The 26,258-nt window shown below is 68.9% G+C and carries 20 protein-coding genes; 9 read left to right on the forward strand and 11 right to left on the reverse strand.

Features of this window, described 5'->3' with window-relative positions; translation table 11 throughout:
- Nucleotides 1-149 precede the first annotated feature (149 nt).
- The 4 genes from GZ67_RS0103385 to GZ67_RS0103400 are packed head-to-tail and all read left to right on the forward strand — an operon-like array spanning nucleotide 150 to nucleotide 5,122.
- Complete coding sequence (locus GZ67_RS0103385) at nucleotides 150-1,793, forward strand: glycoside hydrolase family 13 protein (protein ID WP_051662314.1); 1,644 nt, start codon at nucleotides 150-152, stop codon at nucleotides 1,791-1,793.
- A gap of 42 nt (nucleotides 1,794-1,835) precedes the next feature.
- The gene (locus tag GZ67_RS0103390) at nucleotides 1,836-3,206 is read left to right on the forward strand and encodes an ABC transporter substrate-binding protein (protein ID WP_029263740.1); all 1,371 of its coding nucleotides are present in this window, start codon (nucleotides 1,836-1,838) and stop codon (nucleotides 3,204-3,206) included.
- Between the two features lie 6 nt (nucleotides 3,207-3,212).
- On the forward strand, nucleotides 3,213-4,178 hold the full coding sequence (locus GZ67_RS0103395; protein WP_029263741.1) for a carbohydrate ABC transporter permease: 966 nt from the start codon (nucleotides 3,213-3,215) through the stop codon (nucleotides 4,176-4,178).
- Complete coding sequence (locus GZ67_RS0103400) at nucleotides 4,175-5,122, forward strand: carbohydrate ABC transporter permease (protein ID WP_029263742.1); 948 nt, start codon at nucleotides 4,175-4,177, stop codon at nucleotides 5,120-5,122. Before GZ67_RS0103395 ends, GZ67_RS0103400 begins: the two co-directional genes overlap by 4 nt.
- A 5-nt stretch (nucleotides 5,123-5,127) precedes the next feature.
- Here the strand turns inward: GZ67_RS0103400 and GZ67_RS0103405 are convergent, their stop codons facing one another.
- Nucleotides 5,128-6,135, reverse strand: a complete 1,008-nt coding sequence (locus GZ67_RS0103405; RefSeq protein ID WP_029263743.1) for a LacI family DNA-binding transcriptional regulator — start codon at nucleotides 6,133-6,135, stop codon at nucleotides 5,128-5,130.
- Nucleotides 6,136-6,284: 149 nt separating this feature from the next.
- Between GZ67_RS0103405 and GZ67_RS0103410 the strand changes: the two genes are divergently transcribed.
- Genes GZ67_RS0103410 through rhaS form a run of 4 tightly spaced genes read left to right on the forward strand, consistent with a single transcriptional unit; the run spans nucleotide 6,285 to nucleotide 10,984 of the window.
- The gene (locus tag GZ67_RS0103410) at nucleotides 6,285-7,814 is read left to right on the forward strand and encodes a sugar ABC transporter ATP-binding protein (protein WP_029263744.1); all 1,530 of its coding nucleotides are present in this window, start codon (nucleotides 6,285-6,287) and stop codon (nucleotides 7,812-7,814) included.
- Nucleotides 7,811-8,839 carry an ABC transporter permease gene (locus tag GZ67_RS0103415; protein WP_029263745.1) on the forward strand — a complete coding sequence of 343 codons (1,029 nt, stop codon included), beginning with the start codon at nucleotides 7,811-7,813 and terminating at the stop codon, nucleotides 8,837-8,839. Before GZ67_RS0103410 ends, GZ67_RS0103415 begins: the two co-directional genes overlap by 4 nt.
- Nucleotides 8,836-9,885, forward strand: a complete 1,050-nt coding sequence (locus tag GZ67_RS0103420) for an ABC transporter permease (RefSeq protein ID WP_029263746.1) — start codon at nucleotides 8,836-8,838, stop codon at nucleotides 9,883-9,885. Before GZ67_RS0103415 ends, GZ67_RS0103420 begins: the two co-directional genes overlap by 4 nt.
- Nucleotides 9,886-9,940: 55 nt before the next feature.
- Nucleotides 9,941-10,984, forward strand: coding sequence for a rhamnose ABC transporter substrate-binding protein (gene rhaS / locus GZ67_RS0103425; RefSeq protein WP_029263747.1), 1,044 nt, complete (start codon nucleotides 9,941-9,943; stop codon nucleotides 10,982-10,984).
- Between the two features lie 196 nt (nucleotides 10,985-11,180).
- Here rhaS and GZ67_RS0103430 read toward each other — a convergent pair whose 3' ends face one another.
- From GZ67_RS0103430 to GZ67_RS0103455, 6 genes are all read right to left on the reverse strand, one after another.
- Nucleotides 11,181-12,578, reverse strand: coding sequence for a rhamnulokinase (locus tag GZ67_RS0103430; RefSeq protein WP_029263748.1), 1,398 nt, complete (start codon nucleotides 12,576-12,578; stop codon nucleotides 11,181-11,183).
- A gap of 106 nt (nucleotides 12,579-12,684) precedes the next feature.
- Nucleotides 12,685-14,721 carry a bifunctional rhamnulose-1-phosphate aldolase/short-chain dehydrogenase gene (locus tag GZ67_RS0103435; protein WP_029263749.1) on the reverse strand — a complete coding sequence of 679 codons (2,037 nt, stop codon included), beginning with the start codon at nucleotides 14,719-14,721 and terminating at the stop codon, nucleotides 12,685-12,687.
- A gap of 94 nt (nucleotides 14,722-14,815) precedes the next feature.
- The gene (locus GZ67_RS0103440; RefSeq protein ID WP_029263750.1) at nucleotides 14,816-15,577 is read right to left on the reverse strand and encodes a DeoR/GlpR family DNA-binding transcription regulator; all 762 of its coding nucleotides are present in this window, start codon (nucleotides 15,575-15,577) and stop codon (nucleotides 14,816-14,818) included.
- Between the two features lie 34 nt (nucleotides 15,578-15,611).
- Nucleotides 15,612-17,021 carry a hypothetical protein gene (locus GZ67_RS19575; protein ID WP_036304173.1) on the reverse strand — a complete coding sequence of 470 codons (1,410 nt, stop codon included), beginning with the start codon at nucleotides 17,019-17,021 and terminating at the stop codon, nucleotides 15,612-15,614.
- A 44-nt stretch (nucleotides 17,022-17,065) separates the two neighbouring features.
- Entirely contained in the window at nucleotides 17,066-18,232 is a 1,167-nt protein-coding gene (gene rhaI, locus GZ67_RS0103450; protein ID WP_029263751.1) for an L-rhamnose isomerase, read from the reverse strand.
- The gene (locus GZ67_RS0103455) at nucleotides 18,229-18,627 is read right to left on the reverse strand and encodes an L-rhamnose mutarotase (protein WP_029263752.1); all 399 of its coding nucleotides are present in this window, start codon (nucleotides 18,625-18,627) and stop codon (nucleotides 18,229-18,231) included. The genes rhaI and GZ67_RS0103455 overlap by 4 nt, the downstream gene beginning before the upstream one ends.
- Nucleotides 18,628-18,770: 143 nt before the next feature.
- Here GZ67_RS0103455 and GZ67_RS0103460 point away from each other — a divergent pair, with 143 nt between their 5' ends.
- Complete coding sequence (locus tag GZ67_RS0103460; RefSeq protein ID WP_029263753.1) at nucleotides 18,771-19,778, forward strand: LacI family DNA-binding transcriptional regulator; 1,008 nt, start codon at nucleotides 18,771-18,773, stop codon at nucleotides 19,776-19,778.
- A gap of 23 nt (nucleotides 19,779-19,801) precedes the next feature.
- On the opposite strand, the gene GZ67_RS0103465 is transcribed toward GZ67_RS0103460, so the two are convergent.
- The 4 genes from GZ67_RS0103465 to GZ67_RS0103480 are packed head-to-tail and all read right to left on the reverse strand — an operon-like array spanning nucleotide 19,802 to nucleotide 26,240.
- Nucleotides 19,802-22,396 carry an alpha-L-rhamnosidase gene (locus tag GZ67_RS0103465; protein WP_029263754.1) on the reverse strand — a complete coding sequence of 865 codons (2,595 nt, stop codon included), beginning with the start codon at nucleotides 22,394-22,396 and terminating at the stop codon, nucleotides 19,802-19,804.
- Between the two features lie 45 nt (nucleotides 22,397-22,441).
- Entirely contained in the window at nucleotides 22,442-24,055 is a 1,614-nt protein-coding gene (locus tag GZ67_RS0103470; RefSeq protein ID WP_051662311.1) for an MFS transporter, read from the reverse strand.
- Complete coding sequence (locus GZ67_RS0103475; protein ID WP_051662312.1) at nucleotides 24,052-24,774, reverse strand: ion channel; 723 nt, start codon at nucleotides 24,772-24,774, stop codon at nucleotides 24,052-24,054. The genes GZ67_RS0103470 and GZ67_RS0103475 overlap by 4 nt, the downstream gene beginning before the upstream one ends.
- Nucleotides 24,771-26,240: a DUF2252 domain-containing protein gene (locus GZ67_RS0103480; protein ID WP_029263757.1), complete on the reverse strand. Its 1,470-nt coding sequence runs from the start codon at nucleotides 26,238-26,240 to the stop codon at nucleotides 24,771-24,773. Before GZ67_RS0103480 ends, GZ67_RS0103475 begins: the two co-directional genes overlap by 4 nt.
- Nucleotides 26,241-26,258: the final 18 nt, after the last annotated feature.

Consider the following 26,258-nt stretch of genomic DNA (forward strand, 5'->3'; position numbering starts at 1 on the left):
GCCTGCAAGGCATTGCAAAATTCCAACAATCTGTTTAGTTCTTGCGTGGAACGTTGGAGAAAGCTACATTCGACTCATCGCCACCGACGACGAGGAGTTCCGTGGACACCGACGTTCTGCGCACGGCCGCACCCGCACGCACGCTGACCATGCCCACGGGCGAGGGATGGTGGCGCACTGCGGTGATCTACCAGGTGTACGTGCGCAGCTTCGCGGACGGCAACGGTGATGGGATCGGCGACCTCGCCGGCGTGCGCTCACGGCTGCCCTACCTGAAGAGCCTCGGCGTCGACGCCCTGTGGTTCACGCCGTGGTACCGGAGCCCGCTCGCCGACGGCGGCTACGACGTGCAGGACTACCGGCTCATCGATCCGCGCTTCGGCACGCTCGAGGAGGCGGAGCAGCTGATCGCCGCAGCGCTCGAGTACGGCATCCGCACCATCGTCGACATCGTGCCGAACCACGTCTCCGACCGGCATGAGTGGTTCCAGCAGGCGCTGGCGGCGGAACCGGGGAGCCCGGAGCGCGAGCGTTTCTGGTTCCATCCCGGTCGAGGCGCGGCCGGCGCGGAGATGCCGACGAACTGGGTGTCGAGCTTTCAGGGCGAGACGTGGACGCGCACGCGGAACCCGGACGGCACCCCGGGGGAGTGGTACCTGCACCTGTTCACACCGCAGCAGCCCGATCTCAACTGGAACCACCCCGATGTGCGGCGCGAGCACGAAGACGTCCTGCGCTTCTGGTTCGACCGTGGTGTCGCCGGGGTGCGCATCGACTCGGCGGCCCTCCCGGTCAAGGACCCGGCGCTGCCGGACCTCCCCGCCGGCACGGCACCGGCCTCGGGGCATCCGCACATCGACCGCGACGAACTGCACGACATCTACCGCGACTGGCGTGCCGTCGCCGACGAATACGACGGCGAGCGCGTGCTCGTCGGAGAGGTCTGGCTCGACGACGGGGAGCGCTTCGCCCGTTACCTGCGCCCTGGCGAGATGCACACCGCCTTCAACTTCGGGTTCATGACGCAGCCGTGGAGCGCTCAGGCGATGCGTGACTCCATCACGCGCACCCTCGCCGAGCACGCGCCCGTCGGTGCCCCCGCGACCTGGGTGCTCTCGAATCACGACGTCACGCGGCCGGTCACCCGTTACGGGCAGGCCGATTCGTCGTTCGCGTTCGAGCGCAAGAGGTTCGGCACCCCGACGGACGCGGTTCGAGGCGCGCGTCGGGCCCGCGCGGCATCGCTGCTCGTCGCCGCGCTCCCCGGCAGTCTCTACATCTACCAGGGCGACGAGCTCGGTCTGCCCGAGGTGGAGCTGCCGCTCGACGCGATCGAGGACCCCATGCACTTCCGTTCCGGGGGTGTCGATCCGGGACGCGATGGATGCCGGGTTCCGCTGCCCTGGGCGGGCACGGCGACCCCCTACGGCTTCGGCGGCACCCCGTGGCTTCCGCAGCCGGACGACTGGGCGACACTCACCGTCGAAGCGCAGGATGCCGACCCCTCCTCGACTCTGAACCTGTACCGCGCGGCCATCGCCCTGCGCGCGCAGATCGCCGACTTCACCGGCAGCGACCTGGAGTGGTTGGAGCTCGGAGCAGACATCCTCGCGTTCCGCCGCGGCGACGGCACCGTCAGCATCACGAACCTGGGTGCCGTGCCGGTGCCTCTCCCCGCGCATCACGAGGTGCTTCTCGCCAGCGCCCCGCTCGACGGTGAGCTGCCCCCGGATTCCACCGCCTGGCTCGCGCTCCGAGCCGTCCCCGGGCGCTCGTCGCGAGCGACCGACTAGCCCTGCACCACCCGATCAGCACCACATGGAAGGACACAGACAATGAAGTCACCGATGAAAGCCCTCGTCGCCGGCGTCGCCGTGCTCACGACGGTCGGCGCGCTCGCCGGCTGCACGTCGAGCGGGGGCGACGACAGTGCCGACGGCAAGACCGAGCTGCGGGTCGCGACGTTCCCCCCGGGAGCGGATGCTGCCGCCTATGAGGCGTTCGCCGAACAGGAGAAGCAGTTCGAGAAGGAGCATCCCGACATCGACATCGTGGGTGTCGAGTACGAGTGGGAGGGGCCGACCTTCGCCGTGCAGCTCGCCGGCGGAAGCCTGCCCGACGTCTTCACCGTGCCGTTCACCGACTCCAAGACGCTGCTCGAGAACGGCCAGCTGATGGACGTCACCGACGCCATCGACGAGCTCGGCTACACCGACAAGTTCAACCCGATCATCCTCGACGGCGTCACGGGCGACGACGGCAAGATCTACGGCTTCCCGCGCCAGGCCTATGCGGCAGCCCTGCACTACAACCGCGACCTGTTCACGCAGGCCGGGCTCGACCCCGACAACCCGCCGGAGACGTGGGACGAGATCCGCGAGGCCGCCAAGGCCATCACGGATGCCACGGGCAAGGCCGGCTACGCGCAGATGGCGATCAACAACACCGGCGGCTGGCAGCTCACCTCGCAGACGGTGGCGCGCGGCGGCCGCACGCAGACCGACAACGGTGACGGCACGGCGGAGTCGACGATCGACAATGACGCCACCAAGGCCGCGCTGCAGTTCCTGCACGACGTGAAGTGGGAGGACAACGCCTTCGGTTCCAAGGTCGACCTCGACTGGGGAACCATCAACCAGGAGTTCGCGGCCGGCAACATCGGCATGTACACCTCGGGCTCGGACATCTACACCGCGCTCGTGCGGGACTTCGGCATGGACTCGGCGATCTACGGCATGACGGTCGTGCCGATGGAGGGCGATGACCCCGGCACTCTCGGCGGCGGCGACATCGCCGTGATCAGCCCTACGGTCGACGACACGACGAAGGCCGCAGCGGTGGCCTGGATCGACTGGTACTACATGCAGAAGCTCATGGACGAGGACGCGGCTGTCCTCGACGCGAAGACCCTGAACGAGTCCGGTCAGGCCGTCGGCACCCCGCTGCTGCCGGTGCTGAGCCGCGAGCTGTACGACGAATCGCAGGAGTGGATCGCCGACTACATCAACGTGCCGGTCGACCAGATGGCACCGTTCAGCGACCGCATCTGGGACCAGACGCCGGTCGGTGAGCCGAAGGTGAAGACGCAGGAGGTCTACGCACTCCTCGACACCGCGGTGCAGACCGTCCTGACCGATCAGAACGCCGACATCGACGTGCTGCTCGCCCAGGTGCAGGCCGATGCGCAGGCGAAGCTCGACGAGTAACGCTCCATGACGATGACGCTCTCCGAGCAGCGGGCGGCGGTGGAGGACTCTCCGCCGCCCGCTGTGCGCCGTTCCCGCCGCCGCTCACCGCTCACGTGGTTCCGCGGCGGCGGGCTCGCGAACCTCCTGTTCGTGCTCCCCATGCTGTTCGTGTTCATCTTCTTCTCGTGGTCGCCGATCGTGCAGTCGGTGATCATGAGCCTGCAGAAGACGAACCTGATCGTCTCCGAGTGGGTCGGATTCGACAACTACCTCGCCGTGATCGGCGACCCCGAACTCGGCCGGGCCGTGATCAACACCCTGTGGTTCGCCGTGCTCGCTCTGCTCTTCGGCTTCCCTCTGCCGCTGCTCATGGCCGTGCTGATGAGCGAGGTACGCCGCGGCAAGGGCATCTACTCGGCGCTCGCGTATCTCCCCGTCGTGATCCCGCCCGTGGTGGCGGTGCTGCTGTGGAAGTTCTTCTACAGCGCCGACCCGTCCGGTGTTTTCAACACGGTGCTCGGGTTCGTCGGCATCCCTCCGCAGCCGTGGATCCAGGACGCCGTGCAGGCCATGCCCTCGCTCGTGCTCGAGGCGACATGGGCGGGAGCCGGAGGATCGATCATCATCTACCTGGCCGCGCTCCTGGGCGTGCCGCCCGAGCTGTACGACGCAGCCGAGGTCGACGGCGCCGGCATCTGGAAGAAGATCTGGCACGTCACGCTGCCGCAGCTGCGCGGCATCCTCTTCATCATGCTGATCCTGCAGGTGATCGCGACCGCCCAGGTCTTCCTCGAACCGTTCCTGTTCACCGGCGGTGGCCCCGCCGGAGCGACCAAGACCGTGCTGCTGTACATCTACGACAAGGCCTTCCGCAACAGCCTGGGCGGCGACTACGGAGAGGCGACGGCCGTCTCGGTCCTGCTCGCCATCGTCCTCGCCCTCCTCTCCTGGCTGTACTTCACGCTGACCGACCGTTGGAGCACGACGTGAGCCTCACCACCCGCCTGTCGACCCGTGCCGCGGAGAAGGCGGCGGAGAAGGCCGCCGATCGCGTCGGGGACCGCACGGTCATCTCCGACTCGGAGCGCCGGCGCCCCGGCATCCGCGTGGGGATGTCCCTCACGCACGTGTTCCTCGCCGTCGGCTTGGTCGTCGCCGGCCTCGGTCCGATCCTGTGGCTCGCGAAATCGGCGATCACGCCGACGCAGGACACCCTGCAGCAGCCGTTCGCGCTGTGGCCGAACGGCATGGACTGGGAGAATCTGTCGACCGCGTGGAACGACATCCACATCGACCAGTACTTCTTCAACACGGTGATCATCGCGCTCGGCGCCTGGTTCGTGCAGCTGTTCATCGCGACGACCGCAGGCTATGCGCTCTCGGTGCTGCAGCCGAAGTACGCGCCGATCCTGAACGCGCTGGTGCTCGCGACGCTGTTCATCCCCGGGATCGTGCTGCTCGTGCCGCTGTACCTGACGATCGTGCACCCGCCGCTGCTGGGGGATGTGAGCCTGCTCAACAACTACCTCGCGGTGTGGCTGCCGATGGGGGCGAACGCCTTCAACATCCTCCTGGTCAAGCGGTTCTTCGACAGCCTGCCCCGCGAGGTGTTCGAGGCCGCGCGCACCGACGGCGCCGGTCCCTTCCGGCTGTTCTGGTCGATCGTGCTGCCGATGTCGAAGCCGATCCTCGGCGTGGTCTCGGTGTTCGCGATCATCGCCGCGTGGAAGGACTACCTCTGGCCCATGCTCGTGCTGCCCGACCCGTCGGTGCAGCCGCTGTCGGTGCGGCTGCCCGCCGTGCAGTCGCAGACCGAGCTCGACGTGTTCCTCGCGGCCCTCGCGATCGCGACCCTCATCCCGATCGCGATGTTCCTGATCTTCCAGTCGGTGTTCCTGCGCTCGGCCGGACTCGGGGGTGCAGTGAAGGGCTAGTCGGCTCAGCCGGTGGTCGAGCGCCGCACGATCAGTTCGGGCGGGAACACGGTCTGCCGGGGGATGCTCTCGGGGTCGGAGGCCTCTTCGAGCACGATGCGCAGGGCCGTGCGCCCGATCATCCGGCTGGGCTGTCGGATCGATGAGAGCGGCACCGCGGCGGCGGCGGCGAAGGGGATGTCGTCGAACCCGATCAGCGCGATCTCGTCCGGGACGAGCACCCGTCCCCCTGCGACGAGTGACTGCAGCAAACCGAGCGCCAGCAGGTCGTTCGCGGCGAACAGGGCGTCGGGCCACTCTCGGCGCGGCCGGGTGAGCAGCTTCGCGCCCGCGGTGGCTCCCTCCTCCACCGTCATGGCCGAGGTGGGGACGACCTCGAGGTCGACGTGCACCGAGGCGTTCTCGGCGGCGGCGCGCGCACCGGCGAGCCGATCGGTGACCTGGCGCATGTCGAACGGGCCGCCGACGAAGGCGATGCGTCGTCGCCCCGCCTCGATGAGGTGCTCGACCGCGAGACGTCCGCCCGCGACGCTGTCGACGGAGACCGATGAGAATCCGCTGTCGGCGCTGAACCTGTCGACGAGCACGGTGGCGATCCCGCTGGCCCGGAATCGGCGCAGCTGCGTCATGACATCGCCGTACGGGGCGATCAGGAGGCCACGCACCTGCTGCTCGCGGAAGAGGTCGAGGTACACCTTCTCGCGGGAGGGGTCGTCGTCGGTGTTGCCGTAGAGGATCGCGATGCCATGGCTGGACGCCTCGTCTTCGGCGCCGCGCACCACATCGCTGTAGAACGGGTTCTGCCCGTCGAGGACCACGAAGCCGACCGTCGTGCTGATGCCGGCGCGCAGTTTGCGGGCGGCGTCGTTGCGCACGTACCCGAGTTCCTCGATGGCCCGGCTCACGCGCGCCACCGAATCGCTGGAGACCTCTTCCGGACGGTTGAGGACGTTCGAGACGGTCCCGACCGACACCCCGGCGCGGAGGGCGACATCACGGATGCTGACCGGCACGGCTCTCCTCTCGACGTCGGGCGGATCACGGTTCGGGCATCAGGGGTTGACCTGCGGCCCGCATCACATACACTAGCCTGAAACCCACCTGAATCGATTCAGGTAGATTCATTCCGCACAAACATCCCCCTCAACGGAGAGGAAAGCCCGTGGTCGACGAAGCACCCGCCCGCAGTGCTCCCCCCACCGCGCTCGAGCTGCACCGTGTCGTGAAGTCCTTCGGGCCCGTCATCGCGCTGCGCTCCGGAAGCCTCACGCTGCAGTCGCGGTCCATCCACGCCCTCATCGGCGAGAACGGCGCCGGCAAGTCGACGCTCGTGAAGATCATGGCCGGGCTCTACCGGCGTGACTCGGGCGACTTCCGTCTGCACGGCGAAGACGTCGACTTCACGAGCACCGCCCAGTCGAAGGCCGCGGGCATCGCGGTGATCTACCAGGAGCCGACGCTCTTCCCCGACCTCTCGGTCACGGAGAACATCTTCATGGGTCGGCAGCCCACGGGTGCTCTCGGCCGCATCGACCGCAAGGCCATGCGCACCGAGGTCGATCAGATCTTCCGTCGCCTCGGGGTCGCACTCGATCCCGACCGCATCACCGAGGGCCTCTCGATCGCCGACCAGCAGATCATCGAGATCGCCAAGGCCATCTCGCTCGACGCCAGTGTGCTGATCATGGATGAGCCCACCGCGGCGCTCAGCGGCGTCGAGGTCGATCGGCTTTTCGCGGTCGCACGGAGCCTGCGTGATGAGGGTCGCGCGATCCTGTTCATCTCGCACCGCTTCGACGAGGTGTTCGACCTGTGCGACACGGTCACCGTGATGCGCGACGGTGCCTACATCGACACGACGCCCATCGCCGAGACCACGGTCGACGACCTCGTGCGGCAGATGGTCGGCCGTGACGTCACCGAGCTCTTCCCGAAGCAGGCGGCCGAGATCGGCGACCCGCTCCTCGAGGTGCGCGGACTCACCAGCCCCGGTGTCTTCCACGACATCTCCTTCACCGTCCGCGCGGGCGAGATCGTCGCACTCGCCGGACTCGTCGGCGCCGGCCGCAGCGAGGTCGCGCGCGCCGTGTTCGGTGTGGACGGCTACCGCGAGGGCGAAGTGCGGATGCTCGGCGCCGGTGTGCCGCGCCGCAACCCCACCGCCGCCATGCGCCACGGCCTCGCCCTCGTGCCGGAGGACCGTCGCAAGCAGGGCCTCGTGATCGATGCGAGCGTCGGCGGCAACATCACCCTCGCCATCCGTCGCACCCTCGCCAAGTGGGGCCTGATCACCACCGGCATGGAGAACCGTGCGGCAAAGATCTGGGCGTCTCGCCTCGAGGTCAAGACGCACGCGCTCGACACCGTGGCGGCCACCCTCTCCGGCGGCAACCAGCAGAAGGTCGTGCTGGCCAAGTGGCTGGCTACCGACCCGCGAGTGCTCATCATCGACGAGCCGACCCGAGGGATCGACGTCGGCACGAAGTCCGAGGTGCACCGCCTGCTCTCGCAGCTGGCGGGCGAGGGGATGGGGATCCTGATGATCTCGTCCGAGCTCCCCGAGGTGCTCGGAATGGCCGACCGCGTGCTCGTCATGCGTGAGGGCCGGATCACCGCCGAGCTCGACCGTGAGGACGCCACCAGCGAGAACGTCATGTTCGCCGCCACGCACGCATCGGAGCAGCACGCATGAGCACCACGGCACTGGCGACACCTGCCCCCGCCTTCGCGAAGAAGCCCGGCGGCATCGGCCGTGCACGCGAACTCGGCATCTTCGCCGCCCTCGTCCTGGTGGTCGTCGCGGCCACCGTGAAGAACCCGAACTTCCTGTTCAGCGCCGACGGGTGGCGCGACCTGCTGCTGACCCCGTCGATCCTCGTGCTCGTGGCCGTCGGCCAGGCGATCGTCATCATCACCCGCAACGTCGACCTCTCGGTCGGCTCGGTCATGGGGCTCACCGCCTTCCTGACGGGGCGGCTCTTCATCGATGTCCCCGGTATCCCGATCCCGATCGTGGTGATCGCCGCCGTGATCTTCGGCGCTCTCCTGGGGTTGGTGAACGGCGCACTGGTGGCCTTCGCCAAGGTGCCGGCGATGGTGATCACGCTGGGCACGCTGTATGCCTACCGCGGCATCAACGTGCTCTGGACCGGCAGCGACCAGGTGCACCCCTCCGATCTCCCGAAGGACTTCCTGCGCCTGGGAACCCAGCAGATCCTCACGATCCCGGTGCTCTCCATCGTCGCGATCATCGTGCTGGCGCTCGCTGCCTGGTACATGCGCAACACCCGCGGTGGCCGCGAGTACTACGCGATCGGATCCGACCCGGGAGCCGCCGAGCTCTACGGCCTCAAGACCACCCGCCGGGTGCTCAGCGCGTTCGTGCTCTCCGGCGCTCTGGCAGGCCTCGCCGGTGTGTTCTACGTGACGCGGTACGGATCGGTGAGCTCGCAGGTCGGCTCGGGCTGGGAGCTGGATGCCGTGGGCGCGGCCGTCATCGGCGGCATCGCGATCACCGGCGGCGTCGGCTCCGTGTGGGGGGCGGCCATCGGCGCGATGCTGCTGATGACCATCAACCGGGCCCTGCCCATCCTCGGCATCCCGGACTTCTGGCAGCGCGCCGTGGTCGGTGTGCTCATCATCGGCGCGATCGTGCTCGACCGGCTGCTCGCCGTACGACAGAGACGGCAGCTCATCGAGGCAAGGGACGAATCATGACCACGACCACCACCTCCGGGGTCCGAGTGATCCGGGACTACGACCAGCCGCTGTGGCGGCGCATCCTCATCAACCGCGAGTTCGCGATCATCGGCCTGCTCGTGCTGGTCGTGATCGTGTCCGCCGTGTCGATCCGCGGGTTCGCGCAGCCCATCACCGTCAACTACCTGCTGCTCGACGTCGCCCCGATCCTGCTGATCGCCCTGCCGATGACCCTCGTCATGATCACCGGCGAGATCGACCTCTCGGTCGGTTCGATGGTCGGCCTCGCGAGCGTCGTCACGGGGGTGCTCACCGAGTCGGGTGCGCCGTTCGAGGTCGCCGCCCTGGCCGCCCTCGCGGTCGGTGTCATCGGCGGAGCGTTCAACGGCTTCCTCGTCACGGTCGTCGGGCTGCCGTCACTCGCCGTCACGATCGGAACGCTGGCGCTGTTCCGCGGACTCGCGGTCGGCCTGCTCGGGACCACTGCGGTGACCGATTTCCCGGAGATGTGGACGGCACTGGCGAAGGCGAAGATCGCCGGCACCACCATCCCCTACATCGTGATCCCGTTCCTGATCCTGCTCGCGATCTTCGTCGTGGTGCTGCATTTCACCCCGTTCGGTCGCGGCATCTACGCGATCGGGCTCTCGAAGGACGCCGCCCGTTTCTCGGGCGTGAACGTCGAGCGGACGAAGTTCATCCTCTTCATGCTGTCGGGGGTGGTCGCCGCGTTCGCCGGCATCTTCTACACGCTCCGCTTCGGCAGTGCCCGCGGCGACAACGCCACCGGGCTCGAGCTCCAGGTCATCGCGGCCGTGGTCCTCGGCGGGGTGTCGGTGTTCGGCGGGCGCGGGCACCTGCACGGCGTCGTCGCCGCCGTGCTCCTGATCGGGGTGCTCGGCAGCGGGCTCCGTCTCGCCGGCGTCACCTCTGACGTCATCAACATCATCACCGGTGGCCTGCTGATCTTCTCGGTCGTCGCAGCCAGCATCCTCGCCTGGGCGCAGCGCGTCCGTGCCAAGGCCGGGCCACCGCTCCGCGTCGCAGCCTCTCCCGCACCATGAGGCAGCCTCTCGCCGTCGGCATCCGCCTGCGGTGATCATCACGAAAGGAAGAACAATGACGTTTGCACGCAAGAGGGTCTCGGCGTTCGCCGCCGTGGCCGTCGCCGCAGCGCTCGTGCTGACCGGCTGCGCCGACACCGGCAGCGGGTCGGGCGACGCAGGCTCCGGCGAGGGCGGCGGATCCGACAACCTGTCGATCACGTTCCTGCCCAAGAACCTCGGAAACCCGTACTTCGACACCTCCAGCGAGGGCGGCAAGAAGGCCGTCGAAGAGTTCGGCGGCACGTTCGCCGAGGTCGGCCCGGCCGAGGCCACGCCCGACGCCCAGGTGAGCTACATCAACACCGCCACGCAGCAGGCGGTCGGCGCGCTCGTCGTCTCGGCGAACGACCCGAAGGCCATCTGCGACGCACTCAACGAGGCGCGGGACGCCGGCGTGAAGGTCGTCACCTTCGACTCCGACACCAACCCCGAGTGCCGCGACCTGTTCATCAACCAGGCCGACTCCGAGGGAATCGCCAAGGTGCAGATCGATCAGATCGCCGAGCAGATCGGCGGAGCGGGCGAGATCGCCGTGCTGTCGGCATCGGCCAACGCCACGAACCAGAACGCCTGGATCGAACTGATGAAGGAGTACGTCGCGAGCGACTACCCCGACATCACGATCGTCGAGACCGTCTACGGCGACGACGAAGACCAGACCTCGTTCGACAAGACGGCGGCCCTGCTGCAGAGCCACCCGCAGCTGAAGGGCATCGTCTCACCGACCACGGTCGGCATCGCGGCCGCGGCGCGCTACCTCTCCACGTCGGACTACAAGGGCAAGGTCGCGCTGACCGGACTCGGCACGCCGAACCAGATGCGTGAATACGTGGAGGACGGCACCGTCACCTCGTTCGCGCTGTGGAACCCGGCCGACCTCGGCTACCTCTCGGCCTTCGCAGCCAAGGCGCTCGTCGAGGGCGACATCACCGGCAAGGAGGGTGACACCTTCGAGGCGGGTGACCTCGGCGAGTACGAGGTCGGCGCCGACGGCGTGGTCCTGCTGGGAGACCCGTTCGTGTTCAACGCGGACAACATCGGCGACTTCGACTTCTGAGTCGCCTCGCACGAGGGCGTCGGGGCTTCGGCTCCGGCGCCCTCTCGCGTACGCCTCGGGGCCTCTTCGCATGAGCCCCGGCGTCGGGAGGGTTTCTCGGCGATGGGCGGATGCCTGTCCCGCGATCGTCCGCCCGACGGCGAGAACTCCGCCTGAGGCGTGGACCCCGCGACGCGCGAGCGCGGGTCGGCGCGGATCAGCGCGGGTCGAAGCGCGTTGGAGCGTGCGTCGCGGCGACCACGGCGCGCAGCTCCTCGAGCGACGCGGGCGCGGCGCCGAGGGCTCGGGCCTGGACGAGCACGTTGCCGAGAGCCGTCGCCTCGACCGGACCCGCGAGCACCGGCAACCCTGTGCGGTCGGCTGTGGCCTGGCACAGGAGCCGGTTGAGCGATCCGCCGCCCACGAGATGGATGCTGTCGAGCTCGCGGCCGGAGAGATCCGCGGCCGTTTGCACGGCGTCCGCGAAGGCCGCGGCGATCGACTCCACGATCGAACGGGCGAATGCCGGTCGGGAGCTCGGGGCACGGTCGCCGAGGAGCGCCGCGATCCGTCCCGGCATGTCGCCGGGCGCACTCAACGACGAGTCGTTCGCATCGAACACCGGCACCTCGTCGGCGACTGCGGATGCCGCGGCGAGCAGCTCCGGCAGATCGATGCGTGAACCGTCTTCGGCCTCCCAGGCGCGCACGGTCTCGCTGAGGAGCCAGAGCCCCGTGACGTTGTGCAGGAACCGATACCGACCGTCCACGCCGAGTTCGTGGGTGAAGTTCGCGGTGCGAGCGGCATCCGTCAGCACCGGCTCCGTGAGCTCCACGCCGACCAGGCCCCACGTTCCGCAGGAGATGTACGCGGATCGCGGCGAGGAGAGGGGAGCGGCGACGACGGCCGATGCGGTGTCGTGCGAGCCGACCGCGATCACGGGCAGGTCGATGCCGATGGTCGCCACGAGCTCGGGCCGAAGGCGGCCGATGGTCGTGCCGGGGTCGACGAGCGGCGGGAGGATGCGCGACGGGATGCTGAGGCGATCGGCCAGCTCGTCGTCCCAGTCGCCGGATTCGATGCCCAGCAGGCCGGTGGTCGAGGCGTTCGTGCGCTCGGCGGCCGCGACACCGGTGAGCAGGAAGGCGATGAGGTCGGGGATCAGGAGCGCGGTGTCCGCCTCGGTGAGTCGCTCGTCGACGCGGTACTGGTACAGCGTGTTGAAGGGCAGGAATTGCAGGCCGTTGCGCTGATACAGCTCGGTGATCGGCGCGATCGCGTGCACTTCGTCGACGCCACGCGCAGAGCGCTCATCGCGGTAGTGGAACGGCTCGGCGAGCAGCTCGCCGTCTTTCAGCAGGCCGTAGTCGACGGCCCACGAGTCGATGCCGATGCTCTCGATGCGCGGTTCACGGCGGACGGCCTCGGCGAGTCCTGCCACGACGTGCTCGTACAGGGCGGCGAAGTCCCAGTGCAGTCCGTCTGCGCGCTCGACCGGTCCGTTCGGGAACCGCGACACGAGCTCGAGGTCGAGTTTCCCGTCGCCGATCCGCCCGATCATCACGCGCCCGCTGGTTGCGCCGAGGTCGACCGCCGCGACGGCCCGGACGCTCATCGGGGCTCTCCGTTCGTCGAGTGCACGGCATCCGCCCGAGTGCACGGCCGGTCGACGTGAACAACGCGTGCACTCGGCGCGAAGCCGTGCACTCGACGGACGGGAGTCATCGCAGGAACGCCGCGGCGACGCCGGAGTCGACGGGGATGTGCAGGCCCGTGGTGCGGCTGAGCTCGGGGCCCGTGAGCACGTAGACCGCGTCTGCGACGTTCTCGGGGACGACCTCGCGCTTGAGGATCGTGCGGTTGGCGTAATACTGGCCGAGGTCCTCCTCCGCGACACCGTAGGTCGCTGCGCGGTTGGCGCCCCAGCCCGAGGCGAAGATGCCGGAGCCGCGCACGACGCCGTCGGGGTTGATGCCGTTCACGCGGATGCCGAACTCGCCGAGCTCGACCGCGAGCAGGCGCACCTGGTGGGCCTGGTCGGCCTTGGTCGCGGAGTAGGCGATGTTGTTCGGACCGGCGAAGACCGAGTTCTTCGACGAGATGTAGATGATGTCGCCGCCGAGCTTCTGATCGATGAGCACGCGCGCGGCGGCCTTCGACACGAGGAACGAGCCCTTGGCCATGACGTCGTGCTGCAGATCCCAGTCCTTCTCGGTGGTCTCCAGCAGCGGCTTCGAGAGCGAGAGCCCGGCGTTGTTCACGACGAGGTCGACGCCGCCGAATGCGAGCACCGCCTCGTTCAGCGCGGCCCGCACGGCATCGGCATCCGCGACGTTCGCGGCGACGCCGATCGCGACATCCGTGGTCCCGAGTTCCGCGGCGGCGGCCTGGGCCTTCTCGAGGTCGAGGTCGGCGATCACGACGCAGGCGCCTTCGGCGGCGAGACGGGTGGCGATGGCCTTGCCGATGCCGGAGGCGGCGCCGGTGACGAACGCGATGCGGCCCTGGTGCGTCTTCGGCTTCGGCAGGCGCTGCAGCTTGGCCTCTTCCAGTGCCCAGTACTCGATGCGGAACTTCTCGGCATCCGAGATCGGCGCGTAGGTCGACAGCGCCTCGGCGCCGCGCATCACGTTGATCGCGTTGACGTAGAACTCGCCGGCGACCCGGGCGGTCTGCTTGATCGCGCCGTACGAGAACATGCCCACGCCGGGGATCAGAACGATGAGCGGATCGGCTCCGCGGATCGCGGGCGACTCGGCGGTGGCGTGCGCGTCGTAGTAGGCCTGGTAGTCGGCGCGATACTGCTCGTGCAGCTCATGCAGTCGGGCGATCTGCTCCTCGGCGGAAGCCGTGGCCGGCAGATCGAGGATCAGCGGCTTGACCTTGGTGCGCAGGAAGTGATCGGGGCAGCTGGTGCCGAGGGCGGCCAGCTCGGGCGCCTTCTCGGATGCCAGGAAGTCGAGGACCACATCGGCGTCGGTGAAGTGTCCGACCATCGGCTTGTCAGTCGATGCGATGCCGCGGACGGTGCCGGCGAGGGCCGCTGCGCGCTCGCGGCGCTCGGTCGCGGCCAGAGCCTCGAAACCGGAGCGGACGCCGCCGAACGGCTGAGCCTTGCCGTGCTCGGCGATGTATGCGGCCGCGGTGTCGATGATCCACAGCGAGTTGGCCTCGGCCTCTTCCGAGGTGTCGCCCCAGGCCGTGATGCCGTGGCCGCCGAGGATGGTGCCGATCGCCTGCGGGTTCTGCTTCTTGATCGCGGCGATGTCGAGTCCGAGCTGGAAGCCGGGGCGACGCCACGGAACCCACACGACCTTGTCGCCGAAGATGGTCGCGGTCAGCGCCTCTCCGTCGGCGGCCGTCGCGATCGCGATGCCGGAGTCGGGGTGCAGGTGGTCGACGTGCGCGGCGTCGACGAGCCCGTGCATCGCGGTGTCGATCGAGGGGGCGGCGCCGCCCTTGCCGTGCAGGCAGTAGTCGAACGCGGCGACCATCTCGTCTTCCCGGTCGATGCCGGGGTACACGTCGACCAGAGCGCGCATGCGGTCGAGGCGCAGCACAGCGAGGCCGCTCTCCTTCAGGGTGCCGAGGTCGCCACCCGAGCCCTTCACCCACATGAGCTCGATGGGCTGCCCCGTCACGGGGTCGGTCTCGGTGCCCTTGGCGGAGGTGTTCCCGCCGGCGTAGTTCGTGTTCTTGGGGTCGGCACCGAGGCGGTTCGACCGAGCGATCAGGGCGGCGGCAGTGGGGTTCGTCATGACTCTCCAAGACAGGGGCGATGCACACGACCATGTGCACTCATGCTGTTACTTCTTGTGAAAGATAACACGAAACCACGTCAGTGCGAAGTGGTCAGAGGATGTCGGCGGTCTGCCGGAAGGCGTTGAGGCGCTCGTCTCCCGGGTCGAGTTCCGTGATGAGCACCGAGATCTCCTCGCGTTCCAGTGCGCGGGCGACGGAACGGCGCTCGAGCTTGCTGGAGTCGATGCACACCACCGTGGTGCCGGCGTTCGCGGCCATCGCCTGCTTCAACTCCGCCTCGTCGACCGACACCTCCGAGGTGCCGTCGGTGCTGTCGAGTGCATCTGCCGACGAGAAGAAGATGTCGAAGTACACCGATCGCATGCTCCGGCGCGCGATCGGTCCCACGAGGCTGCCGGTGGTCGGCTCGGCCGTCCCGCCGGAGATCACCGCTGTCACGCCGTCGAGTGGTTGCAGCAGTTGGAACGACTCGAACGAGTTCGTGTACACGGTGAGTCCGGTTCTCGGGCCGATGATCGAGGCCAGCATGTTGACCGTCGAGGAGGCGTCGAGCGCGATGCTGCCTTGAGCGGGAACGAGCCGGAGCGCCTTCTCGGCGATCGCCCGCTTGGCGCTTGCGCGGATGGCCCGCCGCGCATCGAACGGGCGAGCTCGCGGAGCCGCGGTCGCCCCGCCGCGCACGCGCCGCACGCGCCCCTCGGCCTCCAGCTCGACGAGGTCGCGCCGGATCGTCATCGACGACACGGAGAAGAGCTCGGCAGCGGCCTCGATCATGACGCCCTGGGGGCTGTTCGCGAGGTCGACGAGTTCGTCTCTGCGGCGCTGCGCCTCGAGATTGCCGGAAAGAGCCATGGGAGGAATCTATCCGGTGTGCGAGGGGCCGACGCTATCGGGTGCGACGTCGACGGGCCGCGCTCGACAGGTGGATCAGTGCAGCTCCGAGCGTAGCCGCGAGTACGCCGGCCAGCAGTGCCGGGAGCGGTTCGGACCCGCTGTCCGCCAGGACGGGGCCGCCCGTCGGCGACGGATCGGGCGTGGCCGGTGCGGCGGCGAAGCCCACCGATGTCGCTGCGGGCGCGAGCAGCCCGGTGAGTTCGTAGGCGGTCGGATCGAGGACGTATTCGCCCCCGGACGAGACGAGGTCCAGCGCGAGCGAGCACGAGACGTCCGTCGGTCCGAGGCTGCCGCGACCGACGATGCTCGCCGACGTCACGTCGAGCGCGCCGTTCGGGCAATCCGTCTCGATGGCCGGGCTCTCGGCGGGAACGAGACCGGCGGGCAGGGCGAGGTCGAAGCTCCATTCCGGTTTCGCCCCGCTGGGCACGATGGGCGATCCTGCGAGATGCGTATTGGTGACGGTGAGCAGCAGGCGGGCCGGCTGGTCGGCGGCGTAGTGATCGCCGCTCGGGGGCGCCGCGATCACCGCATCGAGCTGCGGAGTCGTGTCGATGAGGGCGAGATTGTCGAAGGCGTTGTCATCGCCACCGCCGCCACCCAGAGTGTTGAGCAGCGCCACCTCCATGCTCGTCGACCGCGCCAGCAACGAGGTGAGTCCGCTGAAGGTCCCCACGTTGTTCCCGTTGATCTGATGGACGGGCAGATCGCACGCGGCGATCGGGCCGGGAAAGGCGTCGACCGGAGCGGACGCGCCGTCGTCCAGGCGCAGTGCCAGGTTGACGGGGTTCGTGGTCCAGCAGTTCGCCTGGGCCACATCGATGGTCGCCGTGTAGTAGTGCCCGACGGTCACCGGCACCACGGTCGCGGCCATCACTCCGGCCGGCGAGTCGCCCTGCGTGTAGGAACTCACCGCGTGGTTCGCTCCGGGTTCGGGGCGGGGCACTGCGGGATACGGGTACTCCGGATCGGATGCCCACGCACCCAGCGTCTCGGCGAGACCGCGCGACTGGTTCCACCCGCTCTGCTGGCAGTCCGCCGCCTGGGAGGCCGTGGGGAGGGTCGAGACGTCATCACCGGCGACGATGAGCCCGTTGCAGAATTGGCCGTTCCAGGCCGGGTCGGCCCGGTACAGCTTCCCGTTGCGGCCGACGTATCCCGGCACCGGCGGGGCGATGCCGTCGTCGTAGTCCGCGATCGTCTGCACGAACTCCGGTGTCGCCGGAGGCACGGGGCCCTCGAAGCCCTCATACAGCACCACGGTCGGCGCTCCCATGACTCCCGGCGACCCCGGTGCGGCAGTGGCAGTCGAGGCGCCCGACGCGATGATCACGCCGAGCGCCGCGGTCGCTCCCAGGAAGGGGAGCGACCGACGGGCGCGTGACCTGCGAAGGGCCGGCATGCTCCGAAGATACGCCGTGCATTCCCCGCTGTCGACGGGTGTGGTCAGGCGCCCCAGCCGGCCTGCACGCCGCCGACGCGGTCGGCGGCGATCTTCTGCTGGTAGCCGGACGCAGCGTAGGCGGCCATCGGGTCGGCGGCCAGACCGCGCGACTCGCGCCACTCGGCCAGGGCCGGGCGCACGTCGGTGTAGAACGCATCCATGAAGACGGCGTTCGCGGCGAGCACGTCGCCCGACTTCTGCGCGGCGGTGAGCGCATCGTGGTCGACGAGCAGCGCGCGGGCGGTCATCTCCTGCACGTTGAGCACCGAGCGGATCTGGCCGGGGATCTTGTCCTCGACGTTGTGGCACTGGTCGAGCATGAATGCCACATCGGGGTTGTTGAGGCCGCCACCGCGGATGACCTCGAACAGGATGCGGAACAGCTGGAACGGATCGGCCGCGCCGACGATCAGGTCGTCGTCGGCGTAGAAACGCGAGTTGAAGTCGAACGAGCCGAGCTTGCCGAGGCGCAGCAGCTGCATCACGATGAACTCGATGTTCGTTCCGGGGGCGTGGTGACCGGTGTCGAGGCAGACCATGGCCTTGTCGCCGAGGGCGCTGACCTGCGCGTAGGAGGTGCCCCAGTCGGGAACATCGGTGTGGTAGAAAGCCGGCTCGAAGAACTTGTACTCGAGCACGAGGCGCTGGTCGTCGCCGAGGCGTGCGTAGATCTTCTGCAGCGACTCCTGCAGGCGGTCCTGCCGGCCGCGGAGGTCGGCCTGGCCCGGGTAGTTCGAGCCCTCGGCCAGCCAGATCTTGAGGTCGCGGCTGCCGGTGGCGTCCATCACGTCGATGCAGGCGAGGTGGTGGTCGATGGCCTTCTGGCGGACGCCTGCGTCTTCGTGGGTGAGGGCGCCGAACTTGTACTCGTCGTCCTGGAAGGTGTTGGAGTTGATGGTGCCGAGCGTGACGCCCAGGTCTTCGGCGTGCTTACGCAGATCGTCGTACGAGTCGACGAGGTCCCACGGGATGTGCAGCGCGACCGAGGGGGCGAGGGCGGTGTACTTCTGTACCTGCGCCGCATCGGCGATCTTCTCGAACGGATCCCGCGGGGTGCCGGGGGTGCCGAACACCTTGAACCGGGTGCCCGAGTTGCCGAACGCCCAGCTGGGCAGTTCGATGCCCTGCTTCTCGAGGGTTGCGAGGTGGTCGGGGGAGAGGATGCTCACGATGCACTGCTTTCTGAGTCGTTGCCGGATGTTGAGTCGTCGTCGGATGCTGCGTGCCCGCCGGCAGTGGCGAGCTGGTCTTCGAGGTGGAACACCTCGGTGAGTGCGGTGGCGGCCTGGTCGGGCCGACCGTCGAGGCCCTGGAAGAACCGGTTCATCTCGGCCTCCCAGCGCGCGGCGACCGGAGAGGCGGCGAGGTACGCCTGAGCGGCCGCATCGTCATCGGTCTCGTAGTAGCCGATGAGGGTGCCGTGACCGCCGAGGAACAGTGTGTAGTTGCGGCGCCCGGCGGCGGCGATCTCGGCCAGCATCTCCGGCCACACCGGAGAATGCCGAGCGAGGTACTCGTCGAGCAGCTCGGCACGGATCTGCAGCTGGAAGGCGACGCGCGTCATGGGGCTCCTCTGCCGTGGTGACGGGAAGATCTGAATCGTTTCAATACTCATGCTACGCAGGGCTCCGGCTACCCGTCAAGCCGGAGCCTCGACGATCGATTGCCGTACACTGCGGACAGCATCCGAAGCGACGAGGAGCAGCAGTGGCAGTGAGTGTGCGCGACGTCGCAGCGGCGGCAGGTGTGTCCGTCGGAACGGTGTCGAACGTCCTGAACCAGCCGGACAAAGTCGCGGCGACGACGGTCGAGCGGGTGCAGGCGGTGATCGCCGAGCTCGGTTTCGTGCGCAACGATGCAGCCCGCCAGCTGCGCGCCGGTCGCAGCCGCAGCATCGGGCTGATCGTGCCGGACGCGGGCAACCCGTTCTTCGCCGACGTCGCCCGTGGTGCCGAAGCGCGCGCAGACGACGACGCGCTCGCCGTGCTGCTCGGCAACAGCGACGAGAACCCCTCGCGGGAGGACAGCTACCTCGATCTCTTCCGCGAGCAGCGGGTGAACGGAGTGCTGATCACCCCCGCATCCGAAGACAGCGACAAGCTGCTGCGCGTGCAGGCGTCGGGCATCCCGGTGGTCCTGGTCGACCGCGAGGTGCCGGGGTCGGCGTTCTGCTCGGTGTCGGTCGACGACGTCGAGGGGGGATTCCTCGCCGCCCGGCATCTCCTGCAGATCGGACGGCGTCGTCTCGCCTTCGTGGGCGGCCCCGAGGGGATCACCCAGGTCGCCCAGCGCCTCGAAGGCGCTCGCAGAGCGGTCGCCGAAGTTCCCGATGCGACACTCGAGGTGATCCGGATGCCGGCACTCACGGTGCTGCACGGGCGCGCTGCCGGCGAGGAGATCGCCGCGCGTGCGGGGGCAGAACGTCCGGATGCCGTCTTCGCAGCGAACGACCTGCTCGCGGTGGGGATGCTGCAGGCGCTGACCCTCTTGCGCACGATCCGGGTGCCGGAGGACATCGCGCTGGTCGGCTACGACGACATCGACTTCGCGACGGCCGCCGTCGTTCCGCTGACGTCGGTACGCCAGCCCGCCCAGCTCATCGGGCGCACAGCGGTCGAGCTGCTGCTGCGTTCGATCAGCGATCCCGACGGCGAGTATGAGCGCCGGGTGCGGTTCCGCCCCGAGCTGATCGTGCGGCAGTCGACCGCAGGCTGATCAGCTCGGCTCACGGCCGGCAGTCACCCCGACAACGGCACCGAGCGCGTGTGTGAGCCGTGCCCGAGTTCCTCGACGTCCGAGCCCAGAAGGTCGAGCTCGGCGGTCGTGCCGACGGGAACCACCACGTCGACCTGCAGCTCGTCCTGCTCGATGCCCCATGAGATCGACGCCTCGCCGTACGGGGTGAGCTGTGTCGCCGACGCGTGAGTCAGCCCGCCCCCAGGCCGGGGCGCGAACCGGATGCGTCGGTAGCCGGGCTCGGCGGGGGCGAGCCCGGCGACACTCCGGTGCAGCCAGTCGGCGACCGCTCCCAGCGCGTAGTGGTTGAACGAGGTCATGGTCCCGGGGTTGACCGAACCGTCCGGAAGCAGTGCATCCCACCGCTCCCAGATCGTCGTCGCGCCCTGCACGACCTGATACAGCCACGACGGGCTGCCCTTCTCGAGCAGCAGGTCGTACGCGGTGTCGACGTGACCGGTCAGGGTGAGGGCGTCGCAGACGAGGGGGGTGCCGACGAAGCCCGTCGCGATGCGGTTGCCGTCGGCATGGACGAGTGCCGCGAGGCGAGCACCCGCTTTCGCGCGCTGTGCAGGGTCAGGGAGCAGATCGAACGCGATGGCGAGGGCGTAGGCGGTCTGCGCATCCGAGGTCATGGTGCCGTCGGGCTTCACGTATGCGGCGCGGAAGGCTGCCGCCACCTCGCCGGCGAGTGCGGCGTAGTGGTCCGCATCCGCCGAACGGTCGAGCACGCGAGCCATGTCGGAGACGGCGCGCGCCGATCGCGCGAAGTAGGTGGTCGCGACCAAGTAGCGGTCGGTTCGCCCATTGCCCGGGTCCTGCGGAGGAGCTGCGGGGTCGAGCCAATCGCCCAGCTGGAAGCCCTCGTTCCACAGCCGGTCGGGGCCGGCGACCGAGTCGATCTTGTCGACCCATCGCCGGGCGCTCTCGAACTGGGCAGCCAGAACACCGACGTCGCCGAAGCGCTGGAAGAGAGTCCAGGGCAGCAGGGTCGCGACGTCACCCCACGCGGCGCCGGGCCGGATCGGATCCCACACCTTGTGGGTCGGGATGACGGGGACGAACCAGGGGACCGTCCCGTCGGGCAGCTGGTCCGCCTCCACATCGCGGAGCCATCCCGAGAGCATCCCCGACACATCGAACAGGGTCGACGCGGTCGGGCCGAACACCTGGATATCGCCCGTCCACCCCACGCGCTCGTCGCGCTGCGGACAGTCGGTCGGGATGTCGACGAAGTTGCCCCGCATGCCCCAGACGACGTTGCGGTGCAGCTGCTCGACCAGCGGGTCCGAGCAGGCGAACCAGCCGGTGCGCTCGAGGTCGGTGTGCAGCACGCGCGCGGTGAGCGCGCCGGCGGCGGCATCCGCATCGAGGTCGCCCGGCCAGCCGTCGATCTCGACGTAGCGGAAGCCGTGGAACGTGAAGCGCGGCTCCCACTCCTCACCGTCGGGGCGCCCGGCCAGCGTGTAGTGGTCGGTGGAGCGGGCGCTGCGCAGAGGACGCGTGTAGATCTCGCCCTCCTGCAGCACCTCGGATGTGCGGAGCGTGACGGTCGAACCCCGCGGCCCCGTGACGCGGATACGCACCCGTCCGACCAGGTTCTGACCGAAGTCGAGGATGCGTGCCCCGCTCGGTGAGGTGAGCACGGCGAGGGGCGCGACGTCTTCGGTCACTCGGACGGGCGGTCCGGTCGGCGCCACGAGCGTGCGCGGGTCGCGATCGCGCACGGTGACCGGCATCCAGCCACCGTCGTCGAAGGCGGCGGTCGACCAGGCCGGCACCTCCTGTCGCGCGTCGTGGTCCTCCCCGTCGTAGATGCCGGAACGGAGGATGGGGGAGGGCGCGCCCTTCCAGGCGTCGTCCGTCGAGAGGGTCTGACGTGTTCCGTCGGTGTAGGTGATCTCCAGCTGGCCGAGGAACGACAGGTCCCGCCCGAAGACGTTGCGGTGACCGCCGCGCCAGCCGAGCCGACCTCGATACCAACCGTCGCCGAGCCAGGCGCCGAGAGCGTTCTCGCCGTTGCGCAGCAGGTCCGTCACGTCGTACGTGTAGTAGCGGAGTCGCTCGCGATAGACCGTCCAGCCCGGGGAGAGGGTGTCGGAGCCGACGCGGATGCCGTTGATCTCGGCGTCGTAGAGGCCGTGCGCGGTGGCGTACAGCCGCGCGCGGGCGATCTCGCCGTCGACACGGAATCCCCGCCGCACCAGCGTCGCCCGGCGGGCATCGCTCTCCGGGTTCTCGTCGAGCTCCAGCCCGACCGGCCGCGCGGACCAGTCCTCCGGGTGCAGCAGACCCGTCTCCAACCACGTCTCCGGGCTCGGATCGGACCAGCCGCCGTCATCGCCCTGCACCGAAACGCGTACGGCGACGCGTTCGCGGGACTCCAGCGCGCGGCCCGGCCAGGGGACCAGCACCTGCTCGGAGGAGGCGACCTCGACGGTCTCGTCGCCCTCGGCGTGGACAACGGTCACCGCATAGGACTGCTGTTTCCAGTCGGCGGGAGCGTCGCTGAGCGTCCAGCTCAGTCGCGGGCGCGATTCGCCGATGCCGAGTGACTCCCGGTGGTGTTCGATGCGCGGCGCGGAGACGGTCGTCATGGTGTTCATCCTTGCGGATGGCCCCGCCTCGCGCCCGCTCTGGCCTCAGGCCGTCGTCTCCCGGCGGGGCCGATGCACGTCCTTCGCGCTCGGTATCCCCTTCGAGAAGAGGAGCGAGAGGAGGCTGATCAGGATCAGCCCGAAGAACGCGATGCGCAGCGACGACAGCTGCGAGTCGCGATAGACCGTTGCGAGGGTGTCGGCATCCGCGTCGCTCAGACCCGCGTCCTCGGCGATGGCGGCGACGTCCGCGGCGGGGACGATCGTGACGCCGTGCTCTGTCGCGGTCGCCACGGTCGTCTTCGTGGCGTCGGGCAGATCGCTCGCCGCGACCCCCGACGCGAACGACGTCGACAGTGCGCCGATGAGGATCGAGCCGATGAGCGCTGTTCCCAGCGATGAGCCGAGGTTCTGGAACACGCCCTGGAGGCCTCCGACCTCGCTCGTCTCCTTCTCGGTCACACTCGACATGTTCACGTTGCCGAGCTGCGAGGCGAGCAACCCGAGCGCGACGCCGGCGAGGAACATCCCGGTGGCGAAGAATCCGCTGCGCAGATCGCTGGTGGCGGAACCGAGCAGGATGAGCGCGCTGACGACGAGCACCAGTTGACCGATCCGCACGATCGTCCGCGGCGACAGCATGCGCGAGAGCCGGGTGCCGACGATGGAGAACAGCACGAGGGCGATCGACAGCGGGAAGATCCGGATGCCGGTCTCCAGGGCGTCGAGACCGAGCGTCATCTGCAGGTACACCGGCACCATGAAGAACAGGCCGGCGGTGACCGTGTACTGCGCACCGAGCACCGACAGCCCGCTGCGGAGGGCGGTGATCGAGAACATCCCCACGTGCACGAGGGGCGCCCGTCCCGCGCGCTCGAGGCTCCGCTGCCGGGAGAGGAACAGCGCGAGCAGCACGAGCCCGAGCACGATGAGCCAGGCGGCGGGGGAGATGCCCAGCGGCGCGATGACGACACCGCCGACGACGGGCGGATTCAGCGGAAGGACCCATCCCCACGTCTTGCACTGCAGCATGCCGAACACCACGGCCACGAGTCCGAGCGAAGAGAGCGCGACGCTGAGGATGTCGATGCGCACACTCTGCCTCGGGGTCGGATCCGTGACGATCCGCGCGCACAGCACGACGCCGATCATGATGAAGACCTCGGCGACGAAGACATAGCGCCAGTCGAGGTACGTCGTCACGAATCCACCGATCAGGGGCCCGGCAGCGACGGCCGCCCCGGACACGGCGCCGATGATCGCGAACGCGGTGATCCGTTCGCGACCGACATAGTTGTCCGCGACGAGCGCTGCGATCGCCGGGATGACGAGCACGGCGCCGAGCCCTTCGACGATCGACCAGCCGAGGAACAGGAACTGCACGTTCGGACTCAGAGCCGTGATCAGCGATCCCACTCCATACACGCACGACCCGATCACGAACGCCCTGCGGCGCCCCCACACGTCGCCGAGCTTCGCACCCAGCAGCATGAACGCGGCCATCGTGAGCGTGTAGAAGGTGATGGCCCCCTGCATCGCGGCGACGGTGGTGTCGAGGTCGGTGACCACGGTCGAGATCGAGACGTTCATCACGGTGCCGTCGAGGACCATCACGAACTGGGCGGATCCGAGGACGGCGATGACGCCCCATCTCTTCATGACGACTCCTTCGACGGTGCAGCAGGGGTGGCGGCGATCGCGCCGGCGCGCATGATGCGCGCGACCGCCGTGATGAGGAACAACTGACCGGTGATCGCCTCCGCGACCGCGACCGCCTGCGACGTCGCATTCGCGGGGACGAGGTTGCCGTAGCCGGTGGTCGTGAGCGTCGTGAACGAGAAGAAGAGCTGGTTGGCGAGGGAGTCGTCGTCGGGGCCGCCGAACATCGGCTCGGAGGAGACGAGGGAGAGCAGATTGAAGACGAAGGTGAAGAACAGGCCGACCAGCACGTAGGCCGTGACGGCCGCCAGCAGTGCCTCGGCATTGAGCCCGCGGCGCTTCACCTGGTCCCCGATGATAGCGACGGGGGATGCGAGCAGCGCGATCATCGTCGCCGCGGAGAACGCGATGTCGAGGATGTGCCCGCTCGCGCCGAAGAGCGTCGCCACGATCGTGGCCACCCCGGCGGCCGACAGGATCACCCACGCCACGTGCTGCACAATGCGGGGCGCGGCGGTGACCCGGAAGACCACGGCGACCGTCATGAGGGTCACCAGAAAGGCCCACTGGTTCGGGTTGGGGCCACGCTGCGCGGCGCACAGCGCATACGAGACGACGACCAGCGCGGCGACGACCGCATACCCGGATGCTCCGCTGAAGAGCAGATCGGGGCGCCGTTCCTCGATGCGGGACCTCGCTGTCCGTGCGGAGGCGCTCACCGTCCCGGCTCCCCGGAACCCATCGTCGGCAGTCGCCCGGAGGCGCGGGCAGCGAGGAAGGTCGCGTAGTCCTCCTCGTTCTGATCGGCGTAGGCGTCGGCGAAGGCGCAGATCGCCTCTTCGAACGCCCGGCCCCGGCCGAGGTAGCCGGCGACCTCGAGGCGGTCTCCGCTCCTCGCGTGCCCGCGTGCGAGGGTCTCGCCGCAGATGCGCGCGTAGAGCGCAGCCCCTCTCGGGGTCATCGTCTCCGGATCGATCCCGCCCTTCCAGTCGTGGAGCTGGCGCACATAGAAGTCGCGCGTGACGCCGTCGGTGCCGGTCACCCGCTGCCAGCCGAGGAAGAGGTCGCTGGCTGCCTGCATGAGCCGTTGCCCGCGCACGACCCGTTCTCCCTCGCTGTCGTGGGTGCCCGGGCCGAGGAACCGTCCGAGCACCGACGGCTGCGCGGTCTTCGCCTGCAGCAACAGGGGATCTCTGTCGTCTCTGCCGCTGAGGAGGATGATCCAGGCGCGCGTGCCGACGCTGCCGATCCCGCCGACCGTCCTGGCCATGTGTCGGTAGCGGTACTCGGAGATCGGATGCCGGTCGCCCGGCAGCGTGTCCTGATACGCCGCGAGGAGATCGCGCATGATGCCGACCTCGTCGAGATCCTGAACGGCTCCGGGAAGGAGATCTTCGACCGGCGTCACCAGCGGCGGGTTCGGGATGATCCTCAGCCGGCCGTCCACGACGTGCACCAGTTTCGCGAACGCGCGCATCCGGTGGCGCTTGCGCGCCTTCTTCACGGCCGCGTCAAGCCGCGCGACCGTCTCGTCGTCTGCGCGTCGCCGGTCTCGTTCGGCACGGATGCGTCTGCGTGCGCTGTCGGCATCGAACCGTTCGTACCAGGCGTCGAGCACCGGGGCGTCGGCCGCTCGCCGCATGGTCTTCCGATACCCGATGACCGAGGCGCGGACGCACGCCTCGATCTCGGCCGCCGTGAACCCGCGATGGCGTCCGGCCACCGCGAAGCTCGTCGCCAGCCGCTTCAGGTCCCACTCGAACGGCCCGGGGAACGTCTCGTCGAAGTCGTTCATGTCGAAGAGCAGCCGACGCTCCGGCGTGCCGAACAGGCCGAAGTTCGACAGGTGGGCGTCGCCGCACAGCTGCACGGTGATGCCGGTGTGCGCGGCGGTGGCGAGATCCGACGCCATGAGCAACGCGGACCCCCGGAAGAAGGCGAACGGCGAGGCGGACATCCGCTCGTATCGCAGCGGCACGATGTCGAGATCCCGGGTCGTGGCCTGCCCCTCGAGAAGCGCGACCGGGTCGGGGCGATCCGCGCCCGGAAGCCACGGCCCCTGCTGCGAGCGGGGTGCGCGGGTGCGCGCGTCGCGTCCCCGGTTGCGTCTGAGGACGAACTCCGGCGCGACCGCATCCGGCGCCGCGAAGTCGTCGCGCCCGTCGGCGTTTCGGTCACCGGCCATGTCGCACCTCGTACCCGT

This window comes from Microbacterium sp. Cr-K20, assembly GCF_000708325.1.
Lineage (GTDB): Bacteria > Actinomycetota > Actinomycetes > Actinomycetales > Microbacteriaceae > Microbacterium.

Coding starts and splice junctions, on each gene's coding strand:
- GZ67_RS0103465 (WP_029263754.1), bottom strand. CDS start 22,396: ATGACGACCGTCTCCGCGCCGCGCATCGAACACCACCGGGAGTCACTC.
- GZ67_RS0103470 (WP_051662311.1), bottom strand. CDS start 24,055: ATGAAGAGATGGGGCGTCATCGCCGTCCTCGGATCCGCCCAGTTCGTG.
- GZ67_RS0103415 (WP_029263745.1), top strand. CDS start 7,811: ATGAGCACCACGGCACTGGCGACACCTGCCCCCGCCTTCGCGAAGAAG.
- GZ67_RS0103420 (WP_029263746.1), top strand. CDS start 8,836: ATGACCACGACCACCACCTCCGGGGTCCGAGTGATCCGGGACTACGAC.
- GZ67_RS0103385 (WP_051662314.1), top strand. CDS start 150: ATGCCCACGGGCGAGGGATGGTGGCGCACTGCGGTGATCTACCAGGTG.
- GZ67_RS0103435 (WP_029263749.1), bottom strand. CDS start 14,721: ATGACGAACCCCACTGCCGCCGCCCTGATCGCTCGGTCGAACCGCCTC.
- GZ67_RS0103440 (WP_029263750.1), bottom strand. CDS start 15,577: ATGGCTCTTTCCGGCAATCTCGAGGCGCAGCGCCGCAGAGACGAACTC.
- GZ67_RS0103395 (WP_029263741.1), top strand. CDS start 3,213: ATGACGATGACGCTCTCCGAGCAGCGGGCGGCGGTGGAGGACTCTCCG.
- GZ67_RS0103455 (WP_029263752.1), bottom strand. CDS start 18,627: ATGACGCGCGTCGCCTTCCAGCTGCAGATCCGTGCCGAGCTGCTCGAC.
- rhaS (WP_029263747.1), top strand. CDS start 9,941: ATGACGTTTGCACGCAAGAGGGTCTCGGCGTTCGCCGCCGTGGCCGTC.
- GZ67_RS19575 (WP_036304173.1), bottom strand. CDS start 17,021: ATGCCGGCCCTTCGCAGGTCACGCGCCCGTCGGTCGCTCCCCTTCCTG.
- GZ67_RS0103390 (WP_029263740.1), top strand. CDS start 1,836: ATGAAGTCACCGATGAAAGCCCTCGTCGCCGGCGTCGCCGTGCTCACG.
- GZ67_RS0103430 (WP_029263748.1), bottom strand. CDS start 12,578: ATGAGCGTCCGGGCCGTCGCGGCGGTCGACCTCGGCGCAACCAGCGGG.
- GZ67_RS0103480 (WP_029263757.1), bottom strand. CDS start 26,240: ATGGCCGGTGACCGAAACGCCGACGGGCGCGACGACTTCGCGGCGCCG.